Raw genomic sequence first — 23,985 nt, forward strand, 5'->3', positions numbered from 1 at the left:
CTCTACAGGAGATGGCGGCAGCCCGCCATCTCCGCCGGCGCAAGGCCCTCATGCCGCAACGGCCTCACCCTTGCGGGTTGCGGCCGCATCCGGCGATCGCCGCCTTCAGGGCATCGCCATCGAGCCCCTTGCCGCGCGCCTCCTTGCGGCATTCGGCGCGCTGGGCGAGGTCCGGACGCTTGCCGTTGAAACAGGCGACCAGCGCCGCCGTGCGCTCGGCGCCCTTGAGCCCGCCAGCATCGGCCTCCTGCTTGCAGACGGCCCGCGCCGTCGCCGCGGTCGGCTTGCCGTCGCGGGTCAGCCCGTCGCTGGCATAGAGCTTCACGCCCGGAAAGCGCTCCTGCATGCACTCGCGCATGGCGCGGCGCAGATCATCACCGGAGAGAGCGACGTTCTCGGCATAGCAATCGCGCCGGGCCTCGGCGCGGGCAGCGCGCGGCACCGGCTCGTCGGCCGCCGTGGCGGCCGGCTTCGCGGCGGCAGGCGCCGGCTGGACCTGAGCGAAACCGGCAGAAGAAAACGAAAGAACGAGGCCAGCGGCAAGCAAGGCGATGCGCGACATGGAAAGCCTCCCGTGATGAACTGTTCACAGGAACAAACTTAGAACATAACGCGTTTTGTTCCGCAAGTGTTCTGACGTCAGGTCACGCAACTTTCTCGTGCGGGCCCTATTCGTCCGGCGCGTCGACGATCGGGTCGTAAGGCGCATCCTCGAAGCCGAGCAGGTTCCAGCTCTGGCGCATATGCGGCGGCAGCGGCGCGCTGACGTCGATCGTGCCCTTGCCACGCGGATGCGGCAGCACGATTCGCCGCGCCAGCAGATGCAGCTTGTTCTGGATGCCGCCCGGCATCTCCCAGTTCTGGATGTCGAAGTATTTGGGATCGCCGACGATCGGGTGGCCGATATGGGCGGCATGGGCACGCAATTGGTGCGTGCGCCCGGTCACCGGCTTGAGCGAGAGCCAGGCCAGCTTCTGCGCCGCGGTCTCGACCACGGCGTAGTAAGTCACCGCATGCATCGCGCCCTCTCCGCCATGCTCGGCGACGGCCATGCGCTGGTCGCCGTCATAGGCTTCCTCGCGCGCGAGATAGGTCGAGATCCGGCCCTGCTTCACGCGCGGGACATGATAGACCAGCGCCCAGTAGACCTTGCGGGCCGAGCGCGAGCGGAAGGTCTTGGCGAGCGTCGCCGCGGCGAAGCGCGACTTGGCGATAACCAGGCAACCGGCCGTGTCCTTGTCGAGCCGGTGGACGAGACGCGGCTTCTGCCCATCCTTGCCAGTCAAGGCCGCCAGCATGCCGTCGACATGGCGGGTCGTGCCCGAACCGCCCTGCACGGCCAGGCCCGCCGGCTTGTTGAGGACCATGACGTCCTCGTCCTCATAGAGCGTGATCGAGCGCAGGAAGCCGATCGTATCGGCATCGGCCTTGGCCGAGCGCGGCCGTTCTGCCGCCTGCTCCAGCTTCAGCGGCGGGATGCGCACGGTCTGGCCGGCTTCGAGCCGGTCCTTGCTGTCGGCGCGCTTGCCGTTGACGCGCAGCTCGCCTTTCCGGACGATGCGCTGGATATGGCTGAAGGAGAGCTGCGGGAAGCGCGCCTCGAGGAAGCGGTCGATCCGCATCTCGTTCTCGTCCGGCGTCACCACGAGCTGCTGCACGCCGGTCGAGAGCACCTCGGCGGTGACGGCCTTGACCTCGGCGCGCGTCGGCACATCCGTGATCGGCGGCTTGCGTGTCGCAGGCTTGCGCGGTCCAGCGGCCCTCGGGGCGGGATGATGCGGCTTCGGGTTGCGCGTCGGCTCGGTGCGCACGACCACCTCCTCGGCCGGGCGCGGCCTGGCCGCGGCACGGGCCGAGCGGCGCGCATCATGGCTCGGGCGCTTGCCCTTCGGCGCGCCGGAAGCGGGCGGCCTGCCGCCGCGCTTGGGGCCGTTGCCGCGTGGAGGACCGCCCGTCCCCTTGCCACCGGTTCTCATGACAGCCCCCTGACCAGAGCAAGCCCTGCGACCAGCGCCGCAAGCGAGAGGACGACCGAGCCGAGCACATAGGCTGCCGCCAGCGCGATCTCGCCGCGCTCCCAGAGCAGCACCGCGTCGAGCGAATAGGCCGAGAAGGTGGTGAAGCCGCCCAGAATGCCGGTAGCGAGGAAGAGCCGCGCATTCTGCGTCCAGCCCTCCCCGGCCTTGAAGGCAAGGAAGCCGGCGACCAGCCCCATCACGCCGGAGCCGAGGATATTGATCGCCATCGTGCCATAGGGGAACGAGGCGCCGAGCCATTTCAGCGAGACGAGGTTGACCCCGTGCCGGAGCACGCCGCCGATGCCGGCGCCGAGGAAGACGAGAGCGGTGGAAAGCATCCCCGAGGCATAGAGCGCCGCGCCAGCGCGCACAAACGAAATCCGCTGCGGATCTGTCCGTTCCAGCCCGGCCTGCCCCTTATTTGACTGCTTCCGTGCCGTAGCCGCGCAGGAACGCGTCGACCGCAGCCTGCGCATAGCGGGCGAGCTCGGCCGGATCGCTGTCGCAATTGCCGCTGAACATGGCGCGGTTCAGCGGTATCCACAGCACCAGCCCGGCGAAATGGTCGGCCGCCAGCAAGGGATCGTCCATCCGCAGCCGGCCGTTGGCGACATAGCGCTGGAAGGCGCCCGACAACGTCTGGAGCACCCTGCCGAAGCCGCGGTCGAACCAGCCCTGCCCCACGTCCGGAAAGCGCTCGGCATTGGCGATCACCAGCCGGCGCAGGCGCAGCAGGTCCGGCTGCATCAGCGCGGTCAGGAACTTGCTGGCGAGCCGCCCGAGCCCTTCCCTCGGATCGTCGGAGGCGGCGAGTTCGTCGGCCACCATCCGCAGCAATCCGTCGATATTGTCCGTGGTTGCCGCGACGATCTCGGCATAGAGCCGCTCCTTGTCAGCGAAATAGCGGTAGAGCGTCGGCTTCGACACACCCGCCAGGGCCGCCACCTCGTCCATGGTGGTGCCGTCATAGCCCTTGCTCAGGAAGAGGTTCGTCGCCGCGTCGAGCACGGTGCCGCGCTTGCGCTCGGATCGATCGAGGGTGGCTTGCGACATGGCGCAGCGTCTCCGGGCTTGACATCAGGAATGAAACTACACAGTTTAGTTGTACTAAACCGTTCAGTTTCACTTTATCCCTTCCATCCCCGGAGAGCCAGATGAAAACCGCATCCTCCCAGCCCACGAACCGTGCCCTCCTCGCCTGTGGCGCCGTGACGGCCCCGTTCTTCTACCTCGTCGTCGCCCTGCAATTGGCGCTCAGGCCGAGCTACGACATCCGCACGCAGCCACTCAGCTTCCTCGCGGTCGGCGAGCTCGGCTGGATCCAGGTCGCGAATTTCGTGCTGTCCGGCACCCTGGCGCTCGCCGGTGCGCTCGGTTTGCGCCGGGCCCTGCGCGGCCAGCGCGGCGGCATTGCAGGCCCCATCCTTGCCGGCCTCTACGGAATCGGCATGATCGGTGCCGGGCTGTTCGGACCCGATCCCCTCCCCGTTCCCGGCCAAGCGCCGCAAATGAGCGCCACCGGCGCCTTGCATATGGTGGCGTTCCTCGTCTCGTTCCTGTCGCTGATCGCCGCCTGCTTCGTCCTGGCGCGCCGCTTCAGCGCCGTCGGCAAGCGTGGCTGGGCGCTCTACAGCATCGCCACGGCCCTGTTGGCTCCCGCGCTCGTCGCCATGGGCATGGCCAATCCCTCCTGGGCAGGCGTGATCGTCGGCAGCGCTGGTATCGTGCTCTTCGGCTGGCTCTCGCTCGTCGCCTTCGAGATCCGCAACGAAGCGTCGGCCTCCTCGGCACTCCCGCCTCAGCCAGCTTCCGCCGGCTGATCCGGCCGGCGTTCCGGCGCCTCCGCGATTGACTTGCCACCCCCGCGACCGGCAAAAACGCCGGGTAGCGTGGGGTGGTCGGCGCGCCGATGGCATGCGGTTTCGAACCGGAAGGCGAGCGTATCGGCGCAGCTTGTTGGCGCGCGGCCTTGCCTGCCGGGCTCGTGCTCGCACTGCTCTCGCAGACCGCCCTCGCCGCGCCGGCCCCCTTGCCGTCACGCCCGGCGCAGGCCCCGAGCTTCGCCCGCGCCTGCACCATCACGCTCCCCGAGACCGAGCCGCTCTTCGCCAGCGAAAAAGCAAAGCCCACGGCGTCGAGCGCAGACGAGGCGGATGACGACAGCGACGACGAAGAGGAAGATGACGACGACGAGGACCCGCCCGAGCGCGGCCTCGTCCTGCCGGGCTCGGCCACCTGCCTCTCGATCACCGGCACGGTCAGCGCCGGCATGCAGCGTGATTCCTTCCGCGCCTCGCGCAACGGCCCGCCGGCTCCCTCCGCCGCGACCTCCTCCTCGGTCAGCGCCGCCTTCCGCATCGCGACCTCGCATGAGCTCGCCTCGGGCCTGCGCATCGGCACCGCCTTCGGCTTCACCATGCAGAGCCCGGTCGACGGCATCAGCGAGACCACGATCGACGAGGCGACGATCCTGATCGGTCCCTGGACCTTCGGCCTCGATTCCTCACGCTTCTCGTTCTGGACCGCCGACGAGTTCATCTTCTCGACGCGCGTGCCGTCGCGCACCGTCGGCGTCATCGCGCTGGAACTGCCGCTGACCGAGAGCTGGACCGCGACGCTCGCCCTCGAGGACCCGGCGCTCGGCAACGCCTCGGTGACGGCGCCGGTCCAGACCGGCCGGCGGATGCCGGATGCGGTCGGCCGGCTGGTCTATGAGCAAGGCGGCTGGACCATCCATGGCGCGCTCGCCTTGCGCGAGATCCCCGGCACGCCCGCGCGCTTCGGCCGGGCCGGCATCGTCGGCGCGACCTATGAAGGCGAAGCCTTCGGCCATGGCTGGAGCCTGACCGCCCAGCTCGCCGGCGCGATCGACGGCGCGCCCTATATCGGCTCGCAGCTCGACGCCCGCCTCGTCAACCGCGTGCTGCTGGCGAGCGACGCCACCCGCGGTTTCTCGACCGTCGTCTCAGGCCGCTTCGAATGGACCGAAGAGCTTGCCAGCAACGCCTATCTCAGCCGCTACTGGCTCGAAGTGCCGCTCGCCAACCAGATCCGCGGCGAGATCAGGATCGACCGCTTCGCCACCAATCTGGTCTGGACGCCCGTGGAGGGTTTCAAGGCCGGCATCGAGAGCTCGATCGCCTGGGCGAAGATCGCGCTCACCGGCCGCGAGATCGCGGCAGGATTGGCGGGGCGGCAGATCTCGACGCAGATTTTCATCGAGCGGAGTTTTTAAGAGGCGGGCAGACAAATTCAGCGCGGCTTGTCGGTTGGTTAAGCCGGCGACCCGAATACTTTAGCAATCGTCTCAATTATGCGGACGAGCTGCGGATTCTTGGGAAAGGCTGAGGCTGCGTAGGCAGACAGAGCGGTCGCATGCTGTGCCACGAATGCCGCGATCGTTGCCCATTGCCCAGTCAACCAAACGCCGACAGCAGCAGTTCCGATCAATCCGGCGATCTCTCCGCTCTTCTTATAGAAGCCTGAACGCGCCTCCTTCCATGCGAAGGCAACTTCACTTGCCGCCGCCACTCCGGCCTTCTTGAGGGGTACATAGGCGCGTCGCAATAGTGTGGCGATGAAATTCCGGATCGTTCGCTGCCCTGCTTCGGCTCCTTGGCGCTCGGCTAGCGAAGCCCCAGTCCCTATCTTTGCCAGTTCCTCCGTGACGGCCGCTCCGGCATCGCCAGACGCTATTGCGGGGTTGAGAGCCGCAGCGCCCGCCACCGGTTCAATCAGCTGCCGTTCTCGGTAAGCAATTTGAATCTCTTGTGGACCGGGTCGCGCTGCATCCCGGTCCACCAAAGCCGGATCGCCAAGGACGAAGGCATTGATCGTCTCGACGAGATCTTGCAGCCCATCCCCGGTCAACGAATCTAGCAGCCTGTCGTCCTTCTCGTAGTCCGGTTTCGAATTGTTCTGCGTTCGGTGCGCCACGGCAGCCTCGTGGCCTTCCAGCTTGATTCTGAGCGTGTTGAGCACAGACCAGAAAGCCTGAGCACGTGTTTCTGCAACAGCCTCAGGAAGCGCGAGAAGGCGGTCGACTGAACTTACTAGATGGCCGAGACGATTTGGGCCCAGGGCAGAAAGCTCGCGACCTTTCGTCCTGATATCCGCATAGTCTTCCTGCCGATCGGGTCCCACCAGCAATCGATCCGACGTATCGCTCGCTGCCGCTATCTGAATTGGCCCGCTCGCGAGCCCGTTGAAGCGATATGCAAATGACTCTTGTTCTGGCAACGCCTCAACAGACGGCAGGACTTCTGCGCCCATTTCGTCAAGATCCGCGCTTTCCTCCAGTTCTTCCCGCTCCACCTCGATCAGCGTCCGAATGCGCGGATTGATATGTAGCGCGCCCTTGTGCCAATCCTCCTGCGGCCAGAGCATCGCTTCGATGAGAATGCGCTCGCCGACCTCGCGTGCCAAACCCCAAGGCGCGCGGCCATCACGCAAGGCCTTGTACCAGTCGAGCCAAACACCAATCCAATCTGCGGCCCCATCAAACCGGGCAACCGAAGCGCTGAACTCTCGCCAAGCCGCTTCAAAGACAGGCGGGGCACTGCGGTCTGGCCAGAGCGGCGCCTCGGCGAGTGCCCGAGGCCCTTCAGCAATCAATGTAAGAGCATCCCGGCGCGACGCCATCCAAGCGGCCGCGGCGTCAACGACAGCCGCAGCGGCGCGCACAGTGGTACGGGCGGCATCATCAGCGTCGTCAGCGGCCGCGTAGGCGGCGGCGGAGCGGGCAACATGACCCGCAGCGGCGGCGCGAATGGCGGCCCGGGCATCGTCGGTGGCGGCGGCGTCAGCGGCAGCGGCAGCGTAAGCGGTGGCGGCACGGGCAGCGGCTGCGGCGCGGGCAGCGTAGGCGGCATCGGTAGCGCGGGCGGTAGCACGGGCGGCTGCGCGGACGATGGCGCGGGGAGCATCGGCGGCAGTATACACGGAAACGTTAGCGTCGGCCGCACGGGCGGCTGCGTCAGCGGCATAGGCAGCAGCTGCGGAGGCGTCAGCGGCCACTGCGTCAGCATGGGCGGCGTGGGCAGCGGCGGCGTCAGCAGCGTCTGCAGCAGCGGCGACGGTGCGTTGGCCACGGCCGGGTATAAGAGCTGTAAGCCACGGCAGTGCCGTGCCACGTAGTAGCGGCAGCAGAATCGCAGCTGGCGCCGCTGCTCCAAGTCGCTTCGATCTTGGTGCGATGGCTGACGCCAGCAGCGGCAAGACACGCAAAGCCGCACGCGCTGCCAGCATCATAGCCCACTCTGGCGGTTTTCCGGTCAGAAAGCGCTCGACGTCTTCGCGCGAGCCAAAATCTATGTCACCGTCGTTAGGCACCACGCCATCCTCTGCCGTTACGGCACTGTCGGCGAGGCTACCAGCGATTGCAAGAGATGAGCCTTGCGCCCTGCCGATCCCCCCTTCTTGAAGATCGTTCCTGCGACGGAGAACTTGCAGGCTGGCTCAAGCCCGAGCGTGAGGGAGAGGACGCCCAAGCGTACGAGCCCCTACTCCCCCCGCTCCTGCCGCAGCTTCTCCCAGTACTCCAGCCGCTTCCTGATCTCGCGCTCGAAGCCGCGCTCCGGCGGATCGTAGAAAAGCTGGCGACCGAGCGCGTCCGGCCAGTAGTTCTGGCCGGAGAAGGCGTCGGGCGCGTCGTGGTCATAGGCGTAGTCGGCGCCGTAGCCCTCCTGCTTCATCAGCTTGGTCGGGGCGTTCAGGATCGTCTTGGGCGGCGTCAGCGATCCCGCTTCCTTGGCGGTGCGCATCGCCGCCTTGTAGGCGACATAGGCCGCGTTCGATTTCGGCGCCGTGGCGAGATAGATCACCGTATTGGCCAAAGCGAGCTCGCCCTCGGGCGAGCCGAGCTGCTCATAGGTTTCGGCCGCGGCGCGGGCATGCACCAGCGCCTGCGGATCAGCGAGGCCGATATCCTCGACCGCCATCCGCATCAGCCGCCGCGCCAGGAAGCGCGGATCCTCGCCGGCGTCGAGCATGCGGGCGAAATAATAGAGCGCCGCATCCGGATCGGAGCCGCGGATCGTCTTGTGCAGCGCCGAGATCAGATTGTAGTGGCCGTCCTGCGCCTTATCGTAGATCGGCGCGCGGCGCTGAATCACCTCGGAGAGGCCGGCTTCGTCGAATATCTCGCCCGGCTTGGCGGCGCGCCAGGTCTCCTCGGCCAGCGTCAGCACCGCCCGCCCGTCGCCATCGGCGAAACGCGCCAGCGCGAGGCGCGCCTCCGGCGTCAGCGGCAATTCACGGTTCTCCAATGCCTCGGCCCGGCCGAGCATGAAGAGCAGCGCGCCTTCGTCGAGCGCCTTGAAGGTCAGGACGCGGGCCCGCGAGAGCAGCGCCGCGTTGAGGGCGAAGGACGGGTTTTCGGTGGTGGCGCCGACCAGGGTGATCGTGCCGTCCTCCATCACCGGCAGGAAGGCGTCCTGCTGGGCCCGGTTGAAGCGATGGATCTCGTCGACGAACAGCAAGGTGCCCTTGCCGCCGAGGCGGCGGCCGCGGGCGGCATCGAAGGCTTTTTTCAGATCGGCGACGCCGGAGAAGATCGCGCTGATCTGCTCGAAGCCGAGATCGGTCTGCCCCGCGAGCAGGCGCGCCACCGTGGTCTTGCCGGTACCGGGCGGGCCCCAGAAGATCAGGCTGCCGAGCGAGCCGGAGGCGATCAGCCGGGTCAGCACGCCATCCTCGCCGGTCAGATGGTCCTGTCCGGCAACCTCGCCGAGCGTCGTCGGCCGCACCCGGTCGGCGAGCGGGCGCGGGCCGGACTTGTCGAGGCCGGAGGCGGAGAAGAGGTCGCTCACCTCACCCGCCGAAGGTCGAGGTCACCGTCTGGCCATTGCGCGAGATCGTCACCTCCCAGGAGCGCTTGCGCTCGCGCGTCGCCAGCTCGATCTCGCGCGAGGCGGTGATGCGCTCGCCATTGATGGCGAGGATCAGGTCGCCCTTCTGAAAGCCGACGCGGGCAGCAGCGCTGTTGTCCTCGATCTCGCTGACGACGACGCCCTCGGTCGAGGGATCGATCGAAAGCTCCTCGGCGACGGCCGGCGACAGGTTCAGCACGGTCAACCCGGTGAAGGGCGAGCGGCCGGCGACCTTGATCGGTTCGCGCGGGCGGGTTTCCGGCGCCGGGGTCAGCTTGACCGGAACGGTGATGCGCTTGCCGCCGCGCAGCACGGTGAGCTGCGTCGTGCCGCCAATCGGCCTGGTGGCGAAGCGATAGCCGAAGCTCTCGGGGTCGTCGACGCCGACGCCGTCGACGGCGAGGATCACGTCGGAGCGCTTCAGGCCGCCTTCCGCCGCCGGCCCCGAATCGACCACGCTGGCGACGACCGAGCCGGCCGGGCGGTCGAGGCCAAGCCCGTCGGCGACATCCTGGGTCAGCGCCTGCAGCCGCGCCCCGAACCAGGGTCGGCGCACCAGCTTGGCCCCCGATTTGGCGCTCTCGATGACGACGCGCACCATGGCGGAAGGTATCGCGAAGCCGATCCCGTGGCTGCCGCCGGAGCGCGAGAAGATCGCGGTGTTGATGCCGGTGAGGCGCCCCTGCATGTCGACCAGCGCGCCGCCGGAATTGCCGGGATTGATCGCCGCGTCGGTCTGGATGAAGGACTGGGCGTCGCCGACGCCGACCTGGGTGCGCGCCAGCGCCGAGATGATGCCTTGCGTCACCGTCTGGCCGACGCCGAAGGGATTGCCGATCGCCAGCACGAGATCGCCGATCTGCAGCGTGTCGGAATCGCCGACCTCGATCGCGGCGAGGTCCTTGGCGCCTTTCACCTTCAGCACGGCGAGGTCGGTGCGCGGGTCGCGCAGCACGATCTCGGCCTCGTATTCGCGCTTGTCGGCGAGCGCCACCTTCACCTCGGTCATGTTCTGGATGACGTGGTTGTTGGTGACGACGAGCCCGATCGCATCGACGATCACGCCGGAGCCGAGCGAGCGCTGCACCTGCTCGCGCGGCAGGCCGAAGCCGCCATCACCGAAGAAGCGGCGGAAGAACGGATCGTCCATGAACGGGTTCTGCGGCCGCCGCTCGACGCGCGCGCCATAGACGTTGACGACCGAGGGCGCCGTCTTCTGCACCACCGGCGCGAAAGACAGGCTGATCTGCTGGCGCGCTTCGGGAACCTGGCGGGTCTGGGCCAGTGCGAGCGTCGACGCCCCCATGGACAGCGCAAGGCCGAGGCTTAGGGCGACAAACCGACTGCGGTTCGGCATGATGGAACGGCGCATGCCGATCTCCTTCTTGAAACAAAACGGCTGCTTTGGACGTTCAAATCCTGAACCATCTCTCCGCGGCAGCATCCCGGACAGTCTCGGAAACACGCACTGCGCGATTCCGTTCCGGGCCGCAAACCTCCCGCCCTGCCCTGAAAAAGGACCGTTGACGTGAACCTCGTGCGCCTTGTTTATGCCAGCCGCAGCCGACTCGTCGAGGCGGATCGACGCGTCGAGCTCACACGCATTCTCGAGACGGCGCGACGGCTCAATGCCGAGCGGCATGTCACGGGGTTCCTGATGGCGACGCCGGGCGGATTCGCCCAGGTCCTCGAAGGCGAGGCCGGCTCTATCGCGGAAACCTATGGCCGGATCATGGTCGATCCGCGCCATGGCGAGCTGCGCCTGCTGGCGCAGGATGCCATCGCGCAACGAAAGTTCACCGGCTGGGCGATGGCCTTCGCCGAGCACAACGAGACGACCCAGTTCATCTTCGGGCTCTATGGCGTCTCGCCGGAGGCCGAGATCTTCGAGCAGCCGCTCGACGTGCTGCTCGATCTCGCCGGCGAGCTCGCCAGCACTCGCGCCTGAAGCTGCTTACTTCGCGTCGCTAAGCAGCACCTTGTACTTCTCGATCTCGGCCGGGACCATCCTGGCGACGAACTCCGGCGACATCTCCTCCTTCTCGGGCAACACCGAGGAGAGCTCCTTGAACCGTGCATGCAGCTTCTCGCTGGAAAGCGCGGTGCGCAGCGCCTGATTGAGCTTGTCGATCACCGGCTGCGGCGTGCCCTTCGGCGCGAAGATCGCGTTCCAGCCCTGGGCCTGGAAGGCCGGCAAGCCGGCTTCGGTCGAGGTCGGCACGTCCGGCAGGCTCGGCAGGCGCTGCGGCGTCGCCACCACCAGCGCCTTGACCTTGTTGCCCTGGACGGCGCCGGAGAGCGAGGTCGCGGCATCGCAGACGCCGTCGATCTGGCCGCCCATCAGGTCGTTCAGCGCCGGCCCCGCGCCGCGATAGCTCACCAGAGCCACGTCGAGCCCCGACGCCTTCAGGAAATTGCGGCAAATCAGGTAGTTCGACGAGCCGACGCCGGCATGGCCGAGGCTGATCTTGCCCGGATTCGCCTTGGCGTAGGCGAGGAACTCCTTGAGGTCCTTGGCCGGGAAATCGAGCTTCAGCGCGATCATCGGCGAGGTCTTGGCGACGAGGCCGACCGGCACGAAATCGGCCGGCGTGTATTTCAGGTCGTTGTAGATCGTGTAGGAGGCGGCATTGGTGCCGCTATTGCCGATCACGATGGTGTAGCCGTCCGGCTCGGCTCTCGCCGCCCGGGTCAGCGCGGTGGCGCCGCCCGCCCCGCCCATGTTCTCCATCACGATGCGCTGGCCGAGCACCTGCGCCATCTCCTCGCCGACGAGGCGCGCGATCACGTCGGAGGAGCCACCGGCCGCGAACGGCACCAGCATGTTGATCGGCTTCGACGGATATTTGTCCTGGGCCTGAGCCGGCACGAAGGCGATGGCGGCCAGCACGGCCAGAGCAGTGCGCTTCATGTATTGTCCCCCGCGTTGCCGGGCTTGCTTCCGGCGGCGTTGAGCCGCCCTGCCCGGTTCAGGGAAACGCTAACATTGACCTGACGCAGCGAAAAGCGCGAGCGGGCGCAACAATTTCCCGCAGTAATCGTGGCCGCAGGCCGTTCCAGCTATGGCAATGAGCGCAGCCGCACCGGCGAGGATCGATGCAGGAGCAGGAGCTGCGTCACCGCCACGACCAGAGCGCCGTACAGGGCGAACATGACCGCCTGCGTCGGCGTCCAGCCGGGGTCGAGGATCGAGCGCCCCATGAACAACGCGGCGCTGCCCAGATCCGGTTGGTACGAGAACAGCATGACAGCGCCGATGTTATTGGCGAGATGCGCGCCCATCGCCGCCGCCAGATTGCCGCTCGCCATGAGCAGACAGCTCATGCTCAGCGAGAAGCCGAGGATGACGAACAGACCGGCCAGGTTCATCGCAGTCGAAGCTCCGCTTTGCCAGTGCATTGCTGTGAACAGCACCGTCGGCACGGCGAGCCAGATCAGCGGCGTCGCGAAGCGTGCCGCCAGCGTCTGGTGGAGATAACCGCGAAAGACGACTTCCTCGGCCGAGGTTTGCAGGAACAGGCTGACGAGCAGCAGAGGCGCCATCGCCAGCCAGCTGGACAGGCTGACACTGCCACGGACGATGGTCGGATCGATGAGAAGGGCGATCGGCGCGGTCACGCAGCCGACGACCAGCGTGACGAGCGCGCTCCTGGCAAAATCCGACCAGTATAAGCGCCCCTCGACCCCGAACAGGCCATGCAACGGCCGCCTGTGGACGACCTTAACGGCCAGCCAGACGGCGAGCCATAGCGGCGCGATCGACAGCAGCATGACGAAAGGCCAGATTCGATCACTGCTCAGGTCCGCAAACCCGATGAGCTCAAAGACGCCGCTGAAACTCCCCGGCCAGATCCCGTCGCGGATCAGAATGAAGACTGCAGCGGCATAGACGAAGACAAGCGATATGACGGCCCAGATGACAGCGATGATCACGACCGAGAGAATGATCCGCCAGAGGGCGTTCTTCCCATTGCGAGCCGCGTCGACATAGGCGGCAAAACGGCTCTCTCGCATCGGGATATCCAGGCTCGCATCCACGCGTATGCGTATATACTTGAAAGCCTCGGCAAGTCAGGAGAGCGGACAAAGAAAAAGGGCGGTCCGAGGACCGCCCTTCCGAAATGCTTGATGCCGATGAGACTCAGGCGGCCTGCTCGTCATCCGCGGTGAAGACCGGGCCGGAATCCTTGCCCTTGGCCTCGACGTCGCGATCGACGAACTCGATCACGGCGAGCGGGGCGTTGTCGCCGAAGCGGAAGCCGGCCTTCATGATGCGCAGATAGCCGCCATTGCGCTCCTTGTAGCGCGGGCCCAGCACAGCGAAGAGCTTGCCGACCAGGGCGACGTCCTTGATCTGCGCGATCGCCTGGCGGCGGGCGTGCAGGTCGCCGCGCTTGCCGAGGGTCACCAGCTTCTCGACGACCGGACGCAGGTCCTTGGCCTTCGGCAGCGTGGTGGTGATCTGCTCGTGCTTGATCAGGGCCTGGGCCATGTTGGCGAACATCGCCTGGCGATGCTCGGCCGTGCGGTTGAAACGGCGACCGCGAAATCCGTGACGCATGTTTGGCTCCTTAGTTGCTTACGGCCGCCGTGCCACGGAACGGCCGTCCTTTATGCTCCGGCGTGACGTCACGCCGGGCGGGGAAAGGCGCGGAGATGCCCCGCGCCAGGGTCTCAGTAATGCTCTTCGAAGCGCTTCGCCAGCTCTTCGATGTTCTCCGGCGGCCAGCCCTGCACATCCATGCCGAGATGGAGGCCCATGGTGGCGAGCACTTCCTTGATCTCGTTCAGCGACTTGCGGCCGAAGTTCGGGGTGCGAAGCATCTCGCCTTCCGACTTCTGGATCAGGTCGCCGATATAGACGATGTTGTCGTTCTTCAGGCAGTTCGCCGAACGGACCGACAGCTCGAGCTCGTCGACCTTCTTGAGCAGGGCCGGGTTGAACGGCAGCTGCGGCGCGGTCGAGACGGCCTCTTCCTTGCGCGGCTCTTCGAAGGTGATGAAGACGGCGAGCTGGTCCTGCAGGATGCGGGCGGCGAGCGCCAGCGCGTCCTCAGGCGAAACCGAGCCGTTGGTCTCGATCTGCATGGTCAGCATGTCGCGGTCGAGATTCTGGCCCTCGCGGGTGTTCTCGACGCGATAGGAGACCTTCTTGACCGGCGAGTACAGGCTGTCGACCGGGATCAAGCCGATCGGCGCGTCCTCGGGACGGTTCTGCTCGGACGGGACGTAGCCCTTGCCGGTGTTGACCGTGAACTCCATGCGGATCTCGGCCCCATCGTCGAGCGTGCAGAGCACGAGCTCGGGATTGAGGATCGAGACGTCGCCGATGGTGTTGATGTCGCCGGCAGTGACGGCGCCCGGGCCGGTCTTGCGCAGGGTCATGCGCTTGGGACCCTCGCCCTGCATCTTGATGGCGATCGCCTTGATGTTCAGGACGATGTCGGTGACGTCCTCGCGCACGCCCGGAATCGAGGAGAACTCATGCAGCACACCGTCGATCTGGACGGCGGTGACGGCAGCGCCCTGGAGCGAGGAGAGCAGCACGCGACGCAGCGCATTGCCGAGCGTCATGCCGAAGCCACGCTCGAGCGGACGCGCGATCACGGTGGCCTGACGCTTCGGGTCGTCGCCGACCTTGACTTCGAGCTTGTTCGGCTTGGACAGATCCTGCCAGTTCTTGCTGATCACGACCGCACTCCTGGTGATTCAATAATGGCGGCGGCGGGCCGCCCCGTACCGGCGTCCGCCCCTGCGGACGCCGCTTCGATCCGGCTGAGGCTCAGACGCGGCGACGCTTGCGCGGCCGGCAGCCATTGTGCGGGATCGGCGTCACGTCGCGGATCGAGGTGACGGTGAAGCCGGCGGCCTGCAGCGCGCGCAGCGCCGACTCGCGGCCCGAACCCGGACCGGTGACCTCGACCTCAAGGGTGCGCATGCCGTGCTCAGCAGCCTTGCGGGCGGCGTCCTCAGCCGCGACCTGAGCGGCATAGGGGGTCGACTTGCGCGAGCCCTTGAAACCCATCGTGCCGGCGGACGACCACGAGATCGTGTTGCCCTGCGCGTCGGTGATGGTGATCATGGTGTTGTTGAACGAGGCGTTCACATGCGCGACGCCGGAAACGATGTTCTTGCGTTCGCGACGACGGACGCGTTGGGCTTCCTTGGCCATAGTCTCTTTCTTCCATCCTTCAGGCGCGCCCGTGATGCCAGGCGCTGGGGATATCGCCTGCCCGCGAGCGGGTCAGGCGACGCAAAACAATGCAGCGGGCCGGTTGTCCGGCCCGCCGAAACTCACTTCTTCTTGCCGGCGATCGGCTTCGACTTGCCCTTGCGGGTGCGGGCGTTGGTGTGGGTACGCTGACCGCGCACCGGCAGCGAGCGGCGATGACGCAGGCCACGATAGCAGCCGAGGTCCATCAGGCGCTTGATGTTCATCGAGACTTCGCGGCGCAGATCGCCCTCGACGAGATAGTCGCGGTCGATCGTCTCGCGGATCTGCAGGACCTCGGCGTCGGTCAGCTGATTGACCCGGCGCTCGGCGGCGATGCCGACCTTCTCGCAGATCTCCTGGGCCTTGTGGGCGCCGATGCCGTGAATGTACTGCAGACCGATGACGACGCGCTTGCCGGTCGGAATGTTGACGCCCGCGATACGAGCCATGTTCTTCACCTCTCCATGCGGTCGCAACGCCAGGCGCTGCGACAATGACAAGAACTCCGCGTCCGGTGGAGGCCGGCCCTTGCGGAGCGTTGAACCCGATCCATGCGAGAAAGCGACGTCGACCCTTCTTGCGAAGGCATCGGCATCGCTCATCTGAAACCGGATGGCCGGCTGTTAGTCGGTCGGGCGCCGCCTGTCAAGCCGGGAGACGCCCAACCAGCTTGCGTCACTTCTTGACCAGCGGGCACTTGCTCTCCGAGAGCGGCGCGATGATCTCGGCCGCCGGGATCCTGCGGACCACCTTGAAGTAGTCCCAGGCCGCCTTGGATTCGGACGGAGCCTTGGCCTCGACCAGCAGCATGTCGTTCAGCAGCCGGCCGTCCTCGCGGATCTTCGCGCCAGGCGCATAGAAGTCATCGACCGGCAGCTCCTTCATCTTGGCCGCGACTGCAGGCCCCGCTGCCGTGCCGGCCGCCTTCACCGCCTTGAGATAGTGCAGCACCGAGGAATAGACGCTGGCCTGGATCATGCCCGGCATCCTCCTGGTTCGCGCCATATAGCGATCAGCGAAGGCGCGGCTCGGCTTGTCGGCGTCGTGATAATAGGCGGCGGTGGTGATCAGGCCCTTGGCCTTGTCGAGGCCGAGCCCGTGCACGTCGCTCAGCACCACGACCATGGCGGCGAGCTTCTGACCGCTGTCGACGAGGCCGAACTCGCCGGCCTGCTTGATCGAGTTGATCGTGTCGGTGCCGGCATTGGCGAAGGCGACGATCTTGGCCTTGGAGGCCTGCGCCTGCAGCAGGAAGGAGGAGAAGTCCGGCGTCGAGAGCGGTGCGCGCACCGCGCCCAGCGTCTTGCCCTTGTTGGCCGCGACGATCGATTCGATATCGGCGGTGAGCTGATGACCGAAGGCGTAGTCGGCGGCGATGATGTACCAGCTGTCGCCGCCCTCGCGCAGGATCGACAGCGCCGTGCCCTTGGCCGAGGTGGCCGTGTCGAAGGTCCACATGAAGCCGGTCGGCGAACAGTCCTCGTTGAACAGCCGCGTCGTCGCCGGGCCATTGTAGAGCGCGACCTTCTGCTTCTCCTTGGCGATGCCCGCGACCGCAAGCGCCACCGCCGAATTGGTCAGGTCAGCGATGGCAGTGACGCCGTCGACATCGTACCAGCGCCGCGCCAGGCCGGCGGCGACGTCAGGCTTGTTCTGATGGTCGGCGGCGACGATCTCGATCGGCTTGCCCAGCACCGAGCCGCCGAAATCCTCGATCGCGAGCTTGGCCGCCTCGACCGAGCCGAGCCCGCCGAATTCGGCATAGTTGCCCGACTGGTCGTTGAGGATGCCGATCTTGACCGCGTCCTGCGCCCGCACGGTCGATGCGGTCGCCAGCAACGCGGCCGCCACAAGGCACGCAACCCGTTTCATGCTGTCCTCCCGGTTTCCGGCTGGTCGGCTGACCGGCGATGGCGCATGCCACCGGCCATCGGCTACCGCCGCCATGTCCTGGCCGTCTTGGGCCTGCCGGAAGTTCAGTTTCAGGGAGAGGATGTGTCAATTGCAGGAGCGGAGCACGAAATCGCGCCTGCGCTGGCGCAAAAGCGCACCGCAACGATCGACAGCCGCTTCGTCTCAGCGCTTGCGCACGAACTCGGTGCGCAGAACGAGGCCCCTGATGCTCTCGTGCCGGCAGTCGATCTCCTCGGGATTGTCCGTCAGCCGGATCGAGCGGATCACCGTGCCCTGCTTCAGGGTCTGGTTGGCGCCCTTGACCTTGAGATCCTTGATCAGCGTCACCGCGTCGCCATCCGCCAGGATGTTGCCGGAAGCATCGCGCACCTCGGACTTCTGAGCCGCAGCCGTCGCCAGCTCAGAGGCCGGGCGCCATTCGCCGGTCGCCTCGTCGTAGACATAGTCGTCGTCGCCGCTGGTCATGCCCCGCCCCATCGCAAGAAAAAAGCCGCGCGGCGAAAACCGCGCGGCATCAAAATCCAAAGCTGCAACGGGCTCTCAGCCCGTCAGCGCCTGCTCGATCGCCGTCGAGACATGATCGATCGGCTGCATGCCATCGATCGGCGTCAGCTGGCCGCGCTTCTCGTAATAGGGCGCAACGATCGCCGTATCGCGGTTATAGGCCTCGAGCCGGGTCTTGAAGACCTCCGGGTCGTCATCCTTGCGCACCGGCTGGCCAGCGGCCTTGGCTTCTTCAGCGCGGCGCACGATCCGGTCGACGAGCTTGCTCTGGTCGACCCTGAGCTCCAGCACCTTGTCGAGCTTCAGTCCCTTGCCGGCCAGCATGGCGTCGAGCGCCTCGGCCTGCGCCAGGGTGCGCGGGAAACCGTCGAGAATGAAGCCCTTCTTCGCATCGGCTTCTTCGATGCGGTCGGCGACGATGCCGATGACGATCTCGTCCGAGACCAGTCCGCCGGCATCCATCACCGCCTTCGCCTTGAGCCCGACCGGGGTGCCGGCGGCCACCGCAGCGCGCAGCATATCGCCGGTCGAGAGCTGCGGAATGCCGTGCTTTGCGACGATCCGCGTCGCCTGAGTGCCCTTCCCCGCCCCTGGCGGCCCCAGGAAAATCAGCCTCATCAGCGCCTTGCCCCCCTCAACTTCGCCTTCTTGACCAGGCCCTCATACTGGTGGGCCAGGAGATGACCATGGACCTGAGCGACAGTGTCCATCGTCGTCGTCACCACGATCAGCAGCGAGGTGCCGCCGAGCAGGATGATCGGAATCTGGGCATAGGTGATCATGAACTCGGGGATCAAGCAGACGATAGTCAAATAGGCGGCGCCGAGCACGGTGATGCGGGTCAGCACCCGGTCGATATGCTCGGCGGTGCGCTCGCCCGGGCGGATGCCCGGCATGAAGCCGCCATGCTTCTTGAGGTTGTCCGCCGTCTCGACCGGATTGAACACGATCGCGGTGTAGAAGAAGCAGAAGAAGATGATCAGCGCCGCATAGAGGATCATGAACAGCGGCCGGCCATGGGCCAGATAGGTCGCCAGCGTCGACAGGATGCCGGTACCGCCCGACGCCTGCGAGAAGCTGGCGATCGTGGTCGGCAGCAGCAGCAGCGACGAGGCGAAGATCGGCGGGATCACGCCGGCGGTGTTGAGCTTCAGCGGCAGGAACGAGGTCTGGCCCTCATACATGCGGTTGCCGACCTGGCGCTTGGGATAGTTGATCAGGAGGCGCCGCTGCGCGCGCTCGACGAAGACCACGAAGGCGATGACGCAGACCGCCATGACCAGCACCAGCAGCAGCAGGCCGGTCGAGATCGCACCCTGGCGGCCGAGCTCGAGCGTCTGTGCCAGCTGCGACGGGAACTCGGCGATGATGCCCGCGAAGATGATCATCGAGGTGCCGTTGCCGATGCCGCGGCTGGTGATCTGCTCGCCGAGCCAGAGCAGGAACATGGTGCCGCCGACCAGGGTGATCGTGGTCGAGATCAGGAAGAACGGCCCCGGCTCCAGCACGAGATTGCCCGAGCCCTGCAGGCCGACGCCGATACCCCAGGCCTGGAACACCGCCAATACCAGCGTCAGGTAGCGCGTGTACTGGTTGAGGATCTTGCGGCCCGCCTCGCCTTCCTTCTTCAGCGCCTCGAAAGTCGGGACGACGCTGGACAACAGCTGGATGATGATCGAGGCCGAGATGTACGGCATGATCGCCAGCGCGAAGATCGCGAGCCGGCCGACCGCGCCGCCGGAGAACATGTTGAACAGGCCGAGCACGCCCGACTGGGTCTGCTTGAACAGATCGGCGACCGCGTCGGGGTTCATGCCCGGCAGCGGGATATAGGTGCCGAGCCGGTAGACGATCAGCGCCCCCAGCGTGAACCAGATCCGCTTCTTCAGCTCGTCGGCCTTGGCCAGCGCGCCGAAGTTCAGGTTTGCCGCAAGCTGTTCAGCCGCCGATGCCATGCGTCCGGTCCTTGGGTGTAGAATTCTGGTCTAGACAGTCGAACGGCGGCCAAGGCTTCGGGCCCGGCCGCCGCTCGCGTTAGTCATGTAAGCGTGGAAGTCACGCCTGTGAAGCGGCAGCCGCCAGGATCTTGACCGTGCCGCCCGCCTTCTCGATCGCCTCGACGGCCGACTTCGACGCGCCGGCCACCTCGAAGGCGAGCTTCGCCTTGAGCTCGCCGACGCCGAGGATCTTGACGCCGTCCTTGGCCTGCCGGGTGATGACGCCGGCGGCGACCAGCGCCTCGATCGTCACGGCACCCTTGGCATCGAGCTTGCCGGCTTCGACTGCCTGCTGGATGCGACCGAGGTTGACCTCGTTCAGATCCTTGGCAAACAGGTTGTGGAAGCCGCGCTTCGGCAGGCGCCGATAGAGCGGCATCTGGCCGCCTTCGAAGCCCTTGACCGCGACGCCGGCGCGAGCCTTCTGGCCCTTGACGCCACGTCCGCCGGTCTTGCCCTTGCCGGAGCCGATGCCGCGGCCGACGCGGATGCGCGACTTGGTCGCGCCTTCGTTGTCACGAATGTCTGTGAGTTTCATGTTCGCCCCTCCTCACTTCGCGTCGACGACGCGGACGAGGTGCTTGACCTTCTCGACCATGCCACGCGCAGCCGGCGTGTCCTGCAGGGTCGATTGGCGGCGGATCTTGTTCAGGCCGAGACCGATCAGGGTCTGGCGCTGCGAGGCGTCGCGGCGGATCGGCGAACCGATCTGCTCGACGGTGAAGGTCTTGTCAGCCTTTGCCATCGAGCCCTCCTCACGCGTCCGCGCCGGCATCCGCGCCAGCATCGCGGCGGCGGGTCTGCAGGGCCGAAACCTTGAGCGAGCGACGCGCGGCGACGCTGCGCGGCGAATCCTCGTTCTTCAGCGCATCGAAGGTGGCGCGCACGAGGTTGTACGGGTTCGAAGAGCCGAGCGACTTCGAAACCACGTCCTGCATGCCGACCGCCTCGAAGACGGCGCGCATCGGGCCGCCAGCGATGATGCCGGTACCGGCAGGCGCAGCGCGCAGGATGACCTTGCCGGCGCCGTGACGGCCGTGGACGTCATGATGCAGCGTGCGGCCATCGCGCAGCGGGACGCGGACGAGGCCACGCTTGGCGGCTTCTGTCGCCTTGCGGATCGCCTCGGGCACTTCACGGGCCTTGCCGTGGCCGAAGCCGACGCGGCCCTTCTGGTCGCCGACGACGACGAGGGCAGCGAAGCCGAAGCGACGGCCGCCCTTCACCACCTTGGCGACGCGGTTGATGTGGACCAGGCGGTCCACGAATTCAGAATCGCGCTCTTCGCGAACCTGACGGTCACGAGGTTCTCTCGCCATGTCTTCCTCTTACTTGCGCGGACAGTGCCGATCGTGGCCCGCCGCTCGCTCGAGCGCTCCGGAATGGAGCGGCTTTCCAAATGCGATATGCGGGAAGCCCGTGAGGCCTCCCGCATCCCGCGGTAGTCAACCAATCAGAAGCTCAGCCCGCCTTCGCGAGCGGCCTCGGCCAGCGCCTTGACGCGGCCATGGTACATGTAGGCGCCACGGTCGAACACGACCTCCTTGACGCCGGCCTTGATGGCGCGCTCGGCAAGGATCTTGCCGATCTGCGCCGCGGCCTCGACATTCGCGCCCGACTTGATGTCGGCGCGGATATCCTTGTCCATCGACGAGGCCGAAGCGAGCGTCAGCCCCTTCGTGTCGTCGATGACCTGCGCGTAGATCTGCTTGCCGGTGCGGTGCACCGACAGGCGGGCGCGGCCATTGGCCACTGCCTTGATCGCGCGGCGGACGCGGGCCTTGCGGCGCGCAGTCGCAACTGTCTGCTTGCTCATGGCTCGCGTCCTTACTTCTTCTTGCCTTCCTTGCGGAAGATGAATTCGCCGGCGTACTTGACGCCCTTGCCCTTGTAGGGCTCGGGACCGCGATAGTCGCGGATCTCGGCGGCGGTCTGGCCGACGACCTGCTTGTCGATGCCGACGACGACGATTTCCGTCGGCTTCGGCGTCGTGATCGTCACCCCGGCCGGGATTTCGTAGTCGATGTCGTGGCTGTAGCCGAGCGAGAGCTTCAGGACCTTGCCGGCGACCGCGGCCTTGTAGCCGACGCCGTTGATCTCGAGCTTCTTCTCGAATCCGGCCGTCGTGCCGACGACCAGGTTGTTGATGCGGGCGCGCGAGGTGCCCCAGAGCGCGCGGGCGCGCTTGGTCTGCGAACGCGGCTGGACGGCGATGGCGCCGTTCTCCAGAGCGACCGAGACCTCCTCGGGAACCTCGAAGGACAGCTCGCCCTTCGCGCCCTTGACCTTGACCAGCTGGCCCGAGACGTTGGCGGTGACGCCAGCGGGGACCGAAACGGGCTTCTTACCGATACGAGACATTGGATCTCTCCTGAGCAGCGGCCTGAAAGGTCAGAAGACCTTGCAGAGCACTTCGCCGCCCACGTTCTGCTCGCGGGCAAGATGATCGGACATCACGCCACGGGGCGTGGAGACGATGGTGACGCCGAGACCGTCGGCCACGCGCGGCATGGTCTCGACCGAGGAGTAGACGCGACGGCCGGGCTTCGACACGCGCGAGATCGACCGGATGACCGGCTGTCCCTCGTGGTACTTCAGCTCGATGTCGAACTCGGTACGGCCGTTGCCGAACTCGGTGGTCGAATAGCCGCGGATGTAGCCTTCCGACTGCAGCACGTCGAGCACGCGGGCGCGCAGCTTCGAGCCCGGGGTGGAAACGCGCGACTTGCGCCGCATCTGCGCATTGCGGATGCGGGTCAGCATATCGCCAAGCGGATCAATGATCGCCATGGTGCTACCTCCTCACCAGCTCGACTTGACGAGGCCGGGAACCAGCCCCTTGTTGCCGAGCTCGCGCAGAGCAACGCGCGACATCTTCAGCTTGCGATAGAACGCGCGCGGGCGGCCGGTGACTTCGCAACGGTTGCGCACGCGGATGCCGGCGGAATTGCGCGGCAGTTCGGCCAGCTTCAGGCGAGCGAGGAAACGCTCGTCCATCGACTGGTTCTCGTCATTGGCGATCGCGAGAAGACGCGCCCGGCGGCCCGCGAATTTCTTCACGAGCGCCTTGCGGTGGTTGTTCTTCTCGACGGAGCTCTTCTTAGCCATCGATATCTCCTGGTTTCCGCGTATGAGCCCGAAGGCTCACTGCCGGAACGGGAAGTTGAAGTGCTTGAGCAGGGCGCGAGCCTCGTCATCCGACTTCGCAGTCGTGCAGACGATCACGTCCATACCCCAGACCTGGTCGACCTTGTCGTAGTTGATCTCGGGGAACACGATGTGCTCCTTGATCCCGAGCGCGAAATTGCCGCGCCCGTCGAACGACTTCGGGTTGAGGCCACGGAAGTCGCGCACCCGCGGAAGAGCAATGGTGACGAGCCGGTCGACGAACTCGAACATCTTGGTCTTGCGCAGCGTGACCTTGCAGCCCACCGCCATGTTCTCGCGCAGCTTGAAGCCGGCGATGGCGAGGCGGGACTTGGTGATGACCGGCTTCTGGCCGGCGATCATGGCAAGGTCGCCGGCGGCGTTGTCGACCTTCTTGCGGTCGGCAGTCGCTTCACCAACGCCCATGTTGATGACGACCTTCTCGAGGGTCGGCACTTCCATGACGTTCTTGTAGCCGAACTCGGCGATCATCGCGGGACGGACGACGTCCTCGTAGTGCTTCTTCAAACGCGGCGAGAGAGCCGCCTGCTGGGTATCAGCCATCGATCAGATCTCCCGAACGCTTGGCGAAACGGACCTTGCGGCCGTCATCGAGCACCTTGAAGCCGACGCGGGTCGGCTTGCCGTCCTTCGGATCGGCGACGGCCAGGTTCGACAGGTCGATCGTGGCTTCCTTGCTGATGATGCCACCCTCGGACTGGGCGGTAGCCTTGGTGTGCTTCTTCACCAGGTTCACGCCGCGCACGACGGCGCGAGCGTCCTTCGGCAGGACCTGGAGCACTTCGCCGTTCTTGCCCTTGTCGCGGCCGGCGAGCACGACGACCTTGTCGCCCTTCTTGATCTTCGCAGCCATCACAGCACCTCGGGAGCGAGCGAAATGATCTTCATGTGGTTCTTGGCGCGCAGCTCGCGCGGAACCGGTCCGAAGATACGGGTGCCCACCGGCTCCTTCTGGTTGTTGATCAGCACGGCCGCATTGCGGTCGAAGCGGATCACCGAACCGTCGGGGCGCTTGATGTCCTTGGCGGTGCGCACGACGATCGCCTTCATGACGTCGCCCTTCTTCACGCGGCCGCGCGGAATGGCTTCCTTGATGGAAACCACGATAATGTCGCCGATGCGGGCATAGCGCCGCTTCGAGCCGCCGAGAACCTTGATGCACATCACGCGGCGGGCGCCGGAATTATCGGCGACCTCGAGATTGGTCTGCACCTGGATCATGGCCTTGATCCTTCCATCTGTGTATCAGCGCGGTTTCCGGACAAAGGCGTTATGCCTGAGCCCGGACTACGACTGACGGG

The 23,985-nt window shown here is 66.2% G+C and carries 30 protein-coding genes; 3 read left to right on the plus strand and 27 right to left on the minus strand.

All coding sequences use genetic code 11. The annotated features are described in order from the left end of the window. Positions 1 to 64: 64 nt before the first annotated feature. From ACWIGM_RS00115 to ACWIGM_RS00130, 4 genes are all read right to left on the minus strand, one after another. The gene (locus ACWIGM_RS00115) at positions 65 to 562 is read right to left on the minus strand and encodes a hypothetical protein (RefSeq protein ID WP_454023917.1); all 498 of its coding nucleotides are present in this window, start codon (positions 560 to 562) and stop codon (positions 65 to 67) included. 106 nt (positions 563 to 668) lie between these two features. Further along, positions 669 to 1,976 (minus strand): RluA family pseudouridine synthase, encoded by a 1,308-nt coding sequence (locus tag ACWIGM_RS00120; RefSeq protein ID WP_454023918.1) that lies wholly within the window; start codon positions 1,974 to 1,976, stop codon positions 669 to 671. Continuing rightward, positions 1,973 to 2,356, minus strand: a complete 384-nt coding sequence (crcB, locus tag ACWIGM_RS00125) for a fluoride efflux transporter CrcB (RefSeq protein ID WP_454025423.1) — start codon at positions 2,354 to 2,356, stop codon at positions 1,973 to 1,975. The genes ACWIGM_RS00120 and crcB overlap by 4 nt, the downstream gene beginning before the upstream one ends. A 79-nt stretch (positions 2,357 to 2,435) precedes the next feature. Beyond that, positions 2,436 to 3,071, minus strand: a complete 636-nt coding sequence (locus ACWIGM_RS00130) for a TetR/AcrR family transcriptional regulator (RefSeq protein ID WP_454023919.1) — start codon at positions 3,069 to 3,071, stop codon at positions 2,436 to 2,438. 101 nt (positions 3,072 to 3,172) lie between these two features. Between ACWIGM_RS00130 and ACWIGM_RS00135 the strand changes: the two genes are divergently transcribed. Together ACWIGM_RS00135 and ACWIGM_RS00140 are read left to right on the plus strand one after the other, a co-directional pair. After that, on the plus strand, positions 3,173 to 3,838 hold the full coding sequence (locus ACWIGM_RS00135; RefSeq protein WP_454023920.1) for a DUF998 domain-containing protein: 666 nt from the start codon (positions 3,173 to 3,175) through the stop codon (positions 3,836 to 3,838). Positions 3,839 to 3,987: 149 nt separating this feature from the next. Beyond that, on the plus strand, positions 3,988 to 5,253 hold the full coding sequence (locus tag ACWIGM_RS00140) for a hypothetical protein (protein ID WP_454023921.1): 1,266 nt from the start codon (positions 3,988 to 3,990) through the stop codon (positions 5,251 to 5,253). Positions 5,254 to 5,291: 38 nt separating this feature from the next. Here ACWIGM_RS00140 and ACWIGM_RS00145 read toward each other — a convergent pair whose 3' ends face one another. The 3 genes from ACWIGM_RS00145 to ACWIGM_RS00155 all read right to left on the minus strand — a co-directional run bounded on the left by ACWIGM_RS00145 (position 5,292) and on the right by ACWIGM_RS00155 (position 10,193). Continuing rightward, the gene (locus ACWIGM_RS00145; RefSeq protein ID WP_454023922.1) at positions 5,292 to 7,349 is read right to left on the minus strand and encodes a hypothetical protein; all 2,058 of its coding nucleotides are present in this window, start codon (positions 7,347 to 7,349) and stop codon (positions 5,292 to 5,294) included. Between the two features lie 170 nt (positions 7,350 to 7,519). Further along, on the minus strand, positions 7,520 to 8,827 hold the full coding sequence (locus ACWIGM_RS00150; protein ID WP_454023923.1) for a replication-associated recombination protein A: 1,308 nt from the start codon (positions 8,825 to 8,827) through the stop codon (positions 7,520 to 7,522). A 1-nt stretch (position 8,828) separates the two neighbouring features. Continuing rightward, entirely contained in the window at positions 8,829 to 10,193 is a 1,365-nt protein-coding gene (locus ACWIGM_RS00155; protein WP_454025424.1) for a DegQ family serine endoprotease, read from the minus strand. Positions 10,194 to 10,415: 222 nt separating this feature from the next. Between ACWIGM_RS00155 and ACWIGM_RS00160 the strand changes: the two genes are divergently transcribed. Then, positions 10,416 to 10,835 (plus strand): BLUF domain-containing protein, encoded by a 420-nt coding sequence (locus tag ACWIGM_RS00160; protein WP_454023924.1) that lies wholly within the window; start codon positions 10,416 to 10,418, stop codon positions 10,833 to 10,835. Between the two features lie 6 nt (positions 10,836 to 10,841). On the opposite strand, the gene ACWIGM_RS00165 is transcribed toward ACWIGM_RS00160, so the two are convergent. From ACWIGM_RS00165 to rplN, 20 genes are all read right to left on the minus strand, one after another. Continuing rightward, positions 10,842 to 11,798, minus strand: coding sequence for a tripartite tricarboxylate transporter substrate-binding protein (locus ACWIGM_RS00165; protein WP_454023925.1), 957 nt, complete (start codon positions 11,796 to 11,798; stop codon positions 10,842 to 10,844). A gap of 149 nt (positions 11,799 to 11,947) precedes the next feature. Beyond that, positions 11,948 to 12,901, minus strand: a complete 954-nt coding sequence (locus tag ACWIGM_RS00170) for a CPBP family intramembrane glutamic endopeptidase (RefSeq protein ID WP_454023926.1) — start codon at positions 12,899 to 12,901, stop codon at positions 11,948 to 11,950. Positions 12,902 to 13,028: 127 nt separating this feature from the next. Beyond that, entirely contained in the window at positions 13,029 to 13,448 is a 420-nt protein-coding gene (rplQ, locus tag ACWIGM_RS00175; protein WP_454023927.1) for a 50S ribosomal protein L17, read from the minus strand. A gap of 113 nt (positions 13,449 to 13,561) precedes the next feature. Beyond that, positions 13,562 to 14,578, minus strand: a complete 1,017-nt coding sequence (locus tag ACWIGM_RS00180; RefSeq protein WP_152013690.1) for a DNA-directed RNA polymerase subunit alpha — start codon at positions 14,576 to 14,578, stop codon at positions 13,562 to 13,564. Positions 14,579 to 14,669: 91 nt separating this feature from the next. Next, positions 14,670 to 15,059 (minus strand): 30S ribosomal protein S11, encoded by a 390-nt coding sequence (gene rpsK, locus ACWIGM_RS00185; RefSeq protein WP_043237079.1) that lies wholly within the window; start codon positions 15,057 to 15,059, stop codon positions 14,670 to 14,672. Positions 15,060 to 15,181: 122 nt separating this feature from the next. Beyond that, complete coding sequence (gene rpsM, locus ACWIGM_RS00190; RefSeq protein WP_454023928.1) at positions 15,182 to 15,550, minus strand: 30S ribosomal protein S13; 369 nt, start codon at positions 15,548 to 15,550, stop codon at positions 15,182 to 15,184. Between the two features lie 226 nt (positions 15,551 to 15,776). Beyond that, positions 15,777 to 16,973 carry an ABC transporter substrate-binding protein gene (locus tag ACWIGM_RS00195; RefSeq protein ID WP_454023929.1) on the minus strand — a complete coding sequence of 399 codons (1,197 nt, stop codon included), beginning with the start codon at positions 16,971 to 16,973 and terminating at the stop codon, positions 15,777 to 15,779. Between the two features lie 204 nt (positions 16,974 to 17,177). Further along, positions 17,178 to 17,480: an alkylphosphonate utilization protein gene (locus tag ACWIGM_RS00200; protein WP_454023930.1), complete on the minus strand. Its 303-nt coding sequence runs from the start codon at positions 17,478 to 17,480 to the stop codon at positions 17,178 to 17,180. 75 nt (positions 17,481 to 17,555) lie between these two features. Beyond that, positions 17,556 to 18,137, minus strand: a complete 582-nt coding sequence (locus ACWIGM_RS00205) for an adenylate kinase (protein WP_454023931.1) — start codon at positions 18,135 to 18,137, stop codon at positions 17,556 to 17,558. Then, complete coding sequence (secY, locus tag ACWIGM_RS00210; RefSeq protein ID WP_454023932.1) at positions 18,137 to 19,474, minus strand: preprotein translocase subunit SecY; 1,338 nt, start codon at positions 19,472 to 19,474, stop codon at positions 18,137 to 18,139. The genes ACWIGM_RS00205 and secY overlap by 1 nt, the downstream gene beginning before the upstream one ends. 100 nt (positions 19,475 to 19,574) lie before the next feature. Further along, positions 19,575 to 20,054, minus strand: coding sequence for a 50S ribosomal protein L15 (gene rplO / locus ACWIGM_RS00215; RefSeq protein WP_454023933.1), 480 nt, complete (start codon positions 20,052 to 20,054; stop codon positions 19,575 to 19,577). Between the two features lie 12 nt (positions 20,055 to 20,066). Next, positions 20,067 to 20,261 carry a 50S ribosomal protein L30 gene (gene rpmD / locus ACWIGM_RS00220; protein WP_152013683.1) on the minus strand — a complete coding sequence of 65 codons (195 nt, stop codon included), beginning with the start codon at positions 20,259 to 20,261 and terminating at the stop codon, positions 20,067 to 20,069. A 10-nt stretch (positions 20,262 to 20,271) separates the two neighbouring features. After that, positions 20,272 to 20,835 carry a 30S ribosomal protein S5 gene (gene rpsE / locus ACWIGM_RS00225; RefSeq protein ID WP_454023934.1) on the minus strand — a complete coding sequence of 188 codons (564 nt, stop codon included), beginning with the start codon at positions 20,833 to 20,835 and terminating at the stop codon, positions 20,272 to 20,274. A gap of 134 nt (positions 20,836 to 20,969) precedes the next feature. Further along, positions 20,970 to 21,332 (minus strand): 50S ribosomal protein L18, encoded by a 363-nt coding sequence (gene rplR / locus ACWIGM_RS00230; RefSeq protein WP_346359052.1) that lies wholly within the window; start codon positions 21,330 to 21,332, stop codon positions 20,970 to 20,972. 11 nt (positions 21,333 to 21,343) lie between these two features. Next, entirely contained in the window at positions 21,344 to 21,877 is a 534-nt protein-coding gene (gene rplF, locus ACWIGM_RS00235) for a 50S ribosomal protein L6 (RefSeq protein ID WP_454023935.1), read from the minus strand. 30 nt (positions 21,878 to 21,907) lie between these two features. Continuing rightward, the gene (gene rpsH / locus ACWIGM_RS00240; protein ID WP_057193248.1) at positions 21,908 to 22,306 is read right to left on the minus strand and encodes a 30S ribosomal protein S8; all 399 of its coding nucleotides are present in this window, start codon (positions 22,304 to 22,306) and stop codon (positions 21,908 to 21,910) included. A 12-nt stretch (positions 22,307 to 22,318) separates the two neighbouring features. Continuing rightward, entirely contained in the window at positions 22,319 to 22,624 is a 306-nt protein-coding gene (gene rpsN, locus ACWIGM_RS00245) for a 30S ribosomal protein S14 (RefSeq protein ID WP_092159603.1), read from the minus strand. Positions 22,625 to 22,660: 36 nt separating this feature from the next. Next, positions 22,661 to 23,227, minus strand: coding sequence for a 50S ribosomal protein L5 (gene rplE / locus ACWIGM_RS00250; RefSeq protein ID WP_454023936.1), 567 nt, complete (start codon positions 23,225 to 23,227; stop codon positions 22,661 to 22,663). Continuing rightward, positions 23,220 to 23,537 carry a 50S ribosomal protein L24 gene (rplX, locus tag ACWIGM_RS00255; protein ID WP_057193254.1) on the minus strand — a complete coding sequence of 106 codons (318 nt, stop codon included), beginning with the start codon at positions 23,535 to 23,537 and terminating at the stop codon, positions 23,220 to 23,222. The genes rplE and rplX overlap by 8 nt, the downstream gene beginning before the upstream one ends. Further along, on the minus strand, positions 23,537 to 23,905 hold the full coding sequence (gene rplN / locus ACWIGM_RS00260) for a 50S ribosomal protein L14 (protein ID WP_057193256.1): 369 nt from the start codon (positions 23,903 to 23,905) through the stop codon (positions 23,537 to 23,539). The genes rplX and rplN overlap by 1 nt, the downstream gene beginning before the upstream one ends. Positions 23,906 to 23,985 lie beyond the last annotated feature (80 nt).

This window comes from Allobosea sp. NPDC055332 (genome assembly GCF_053645455.1).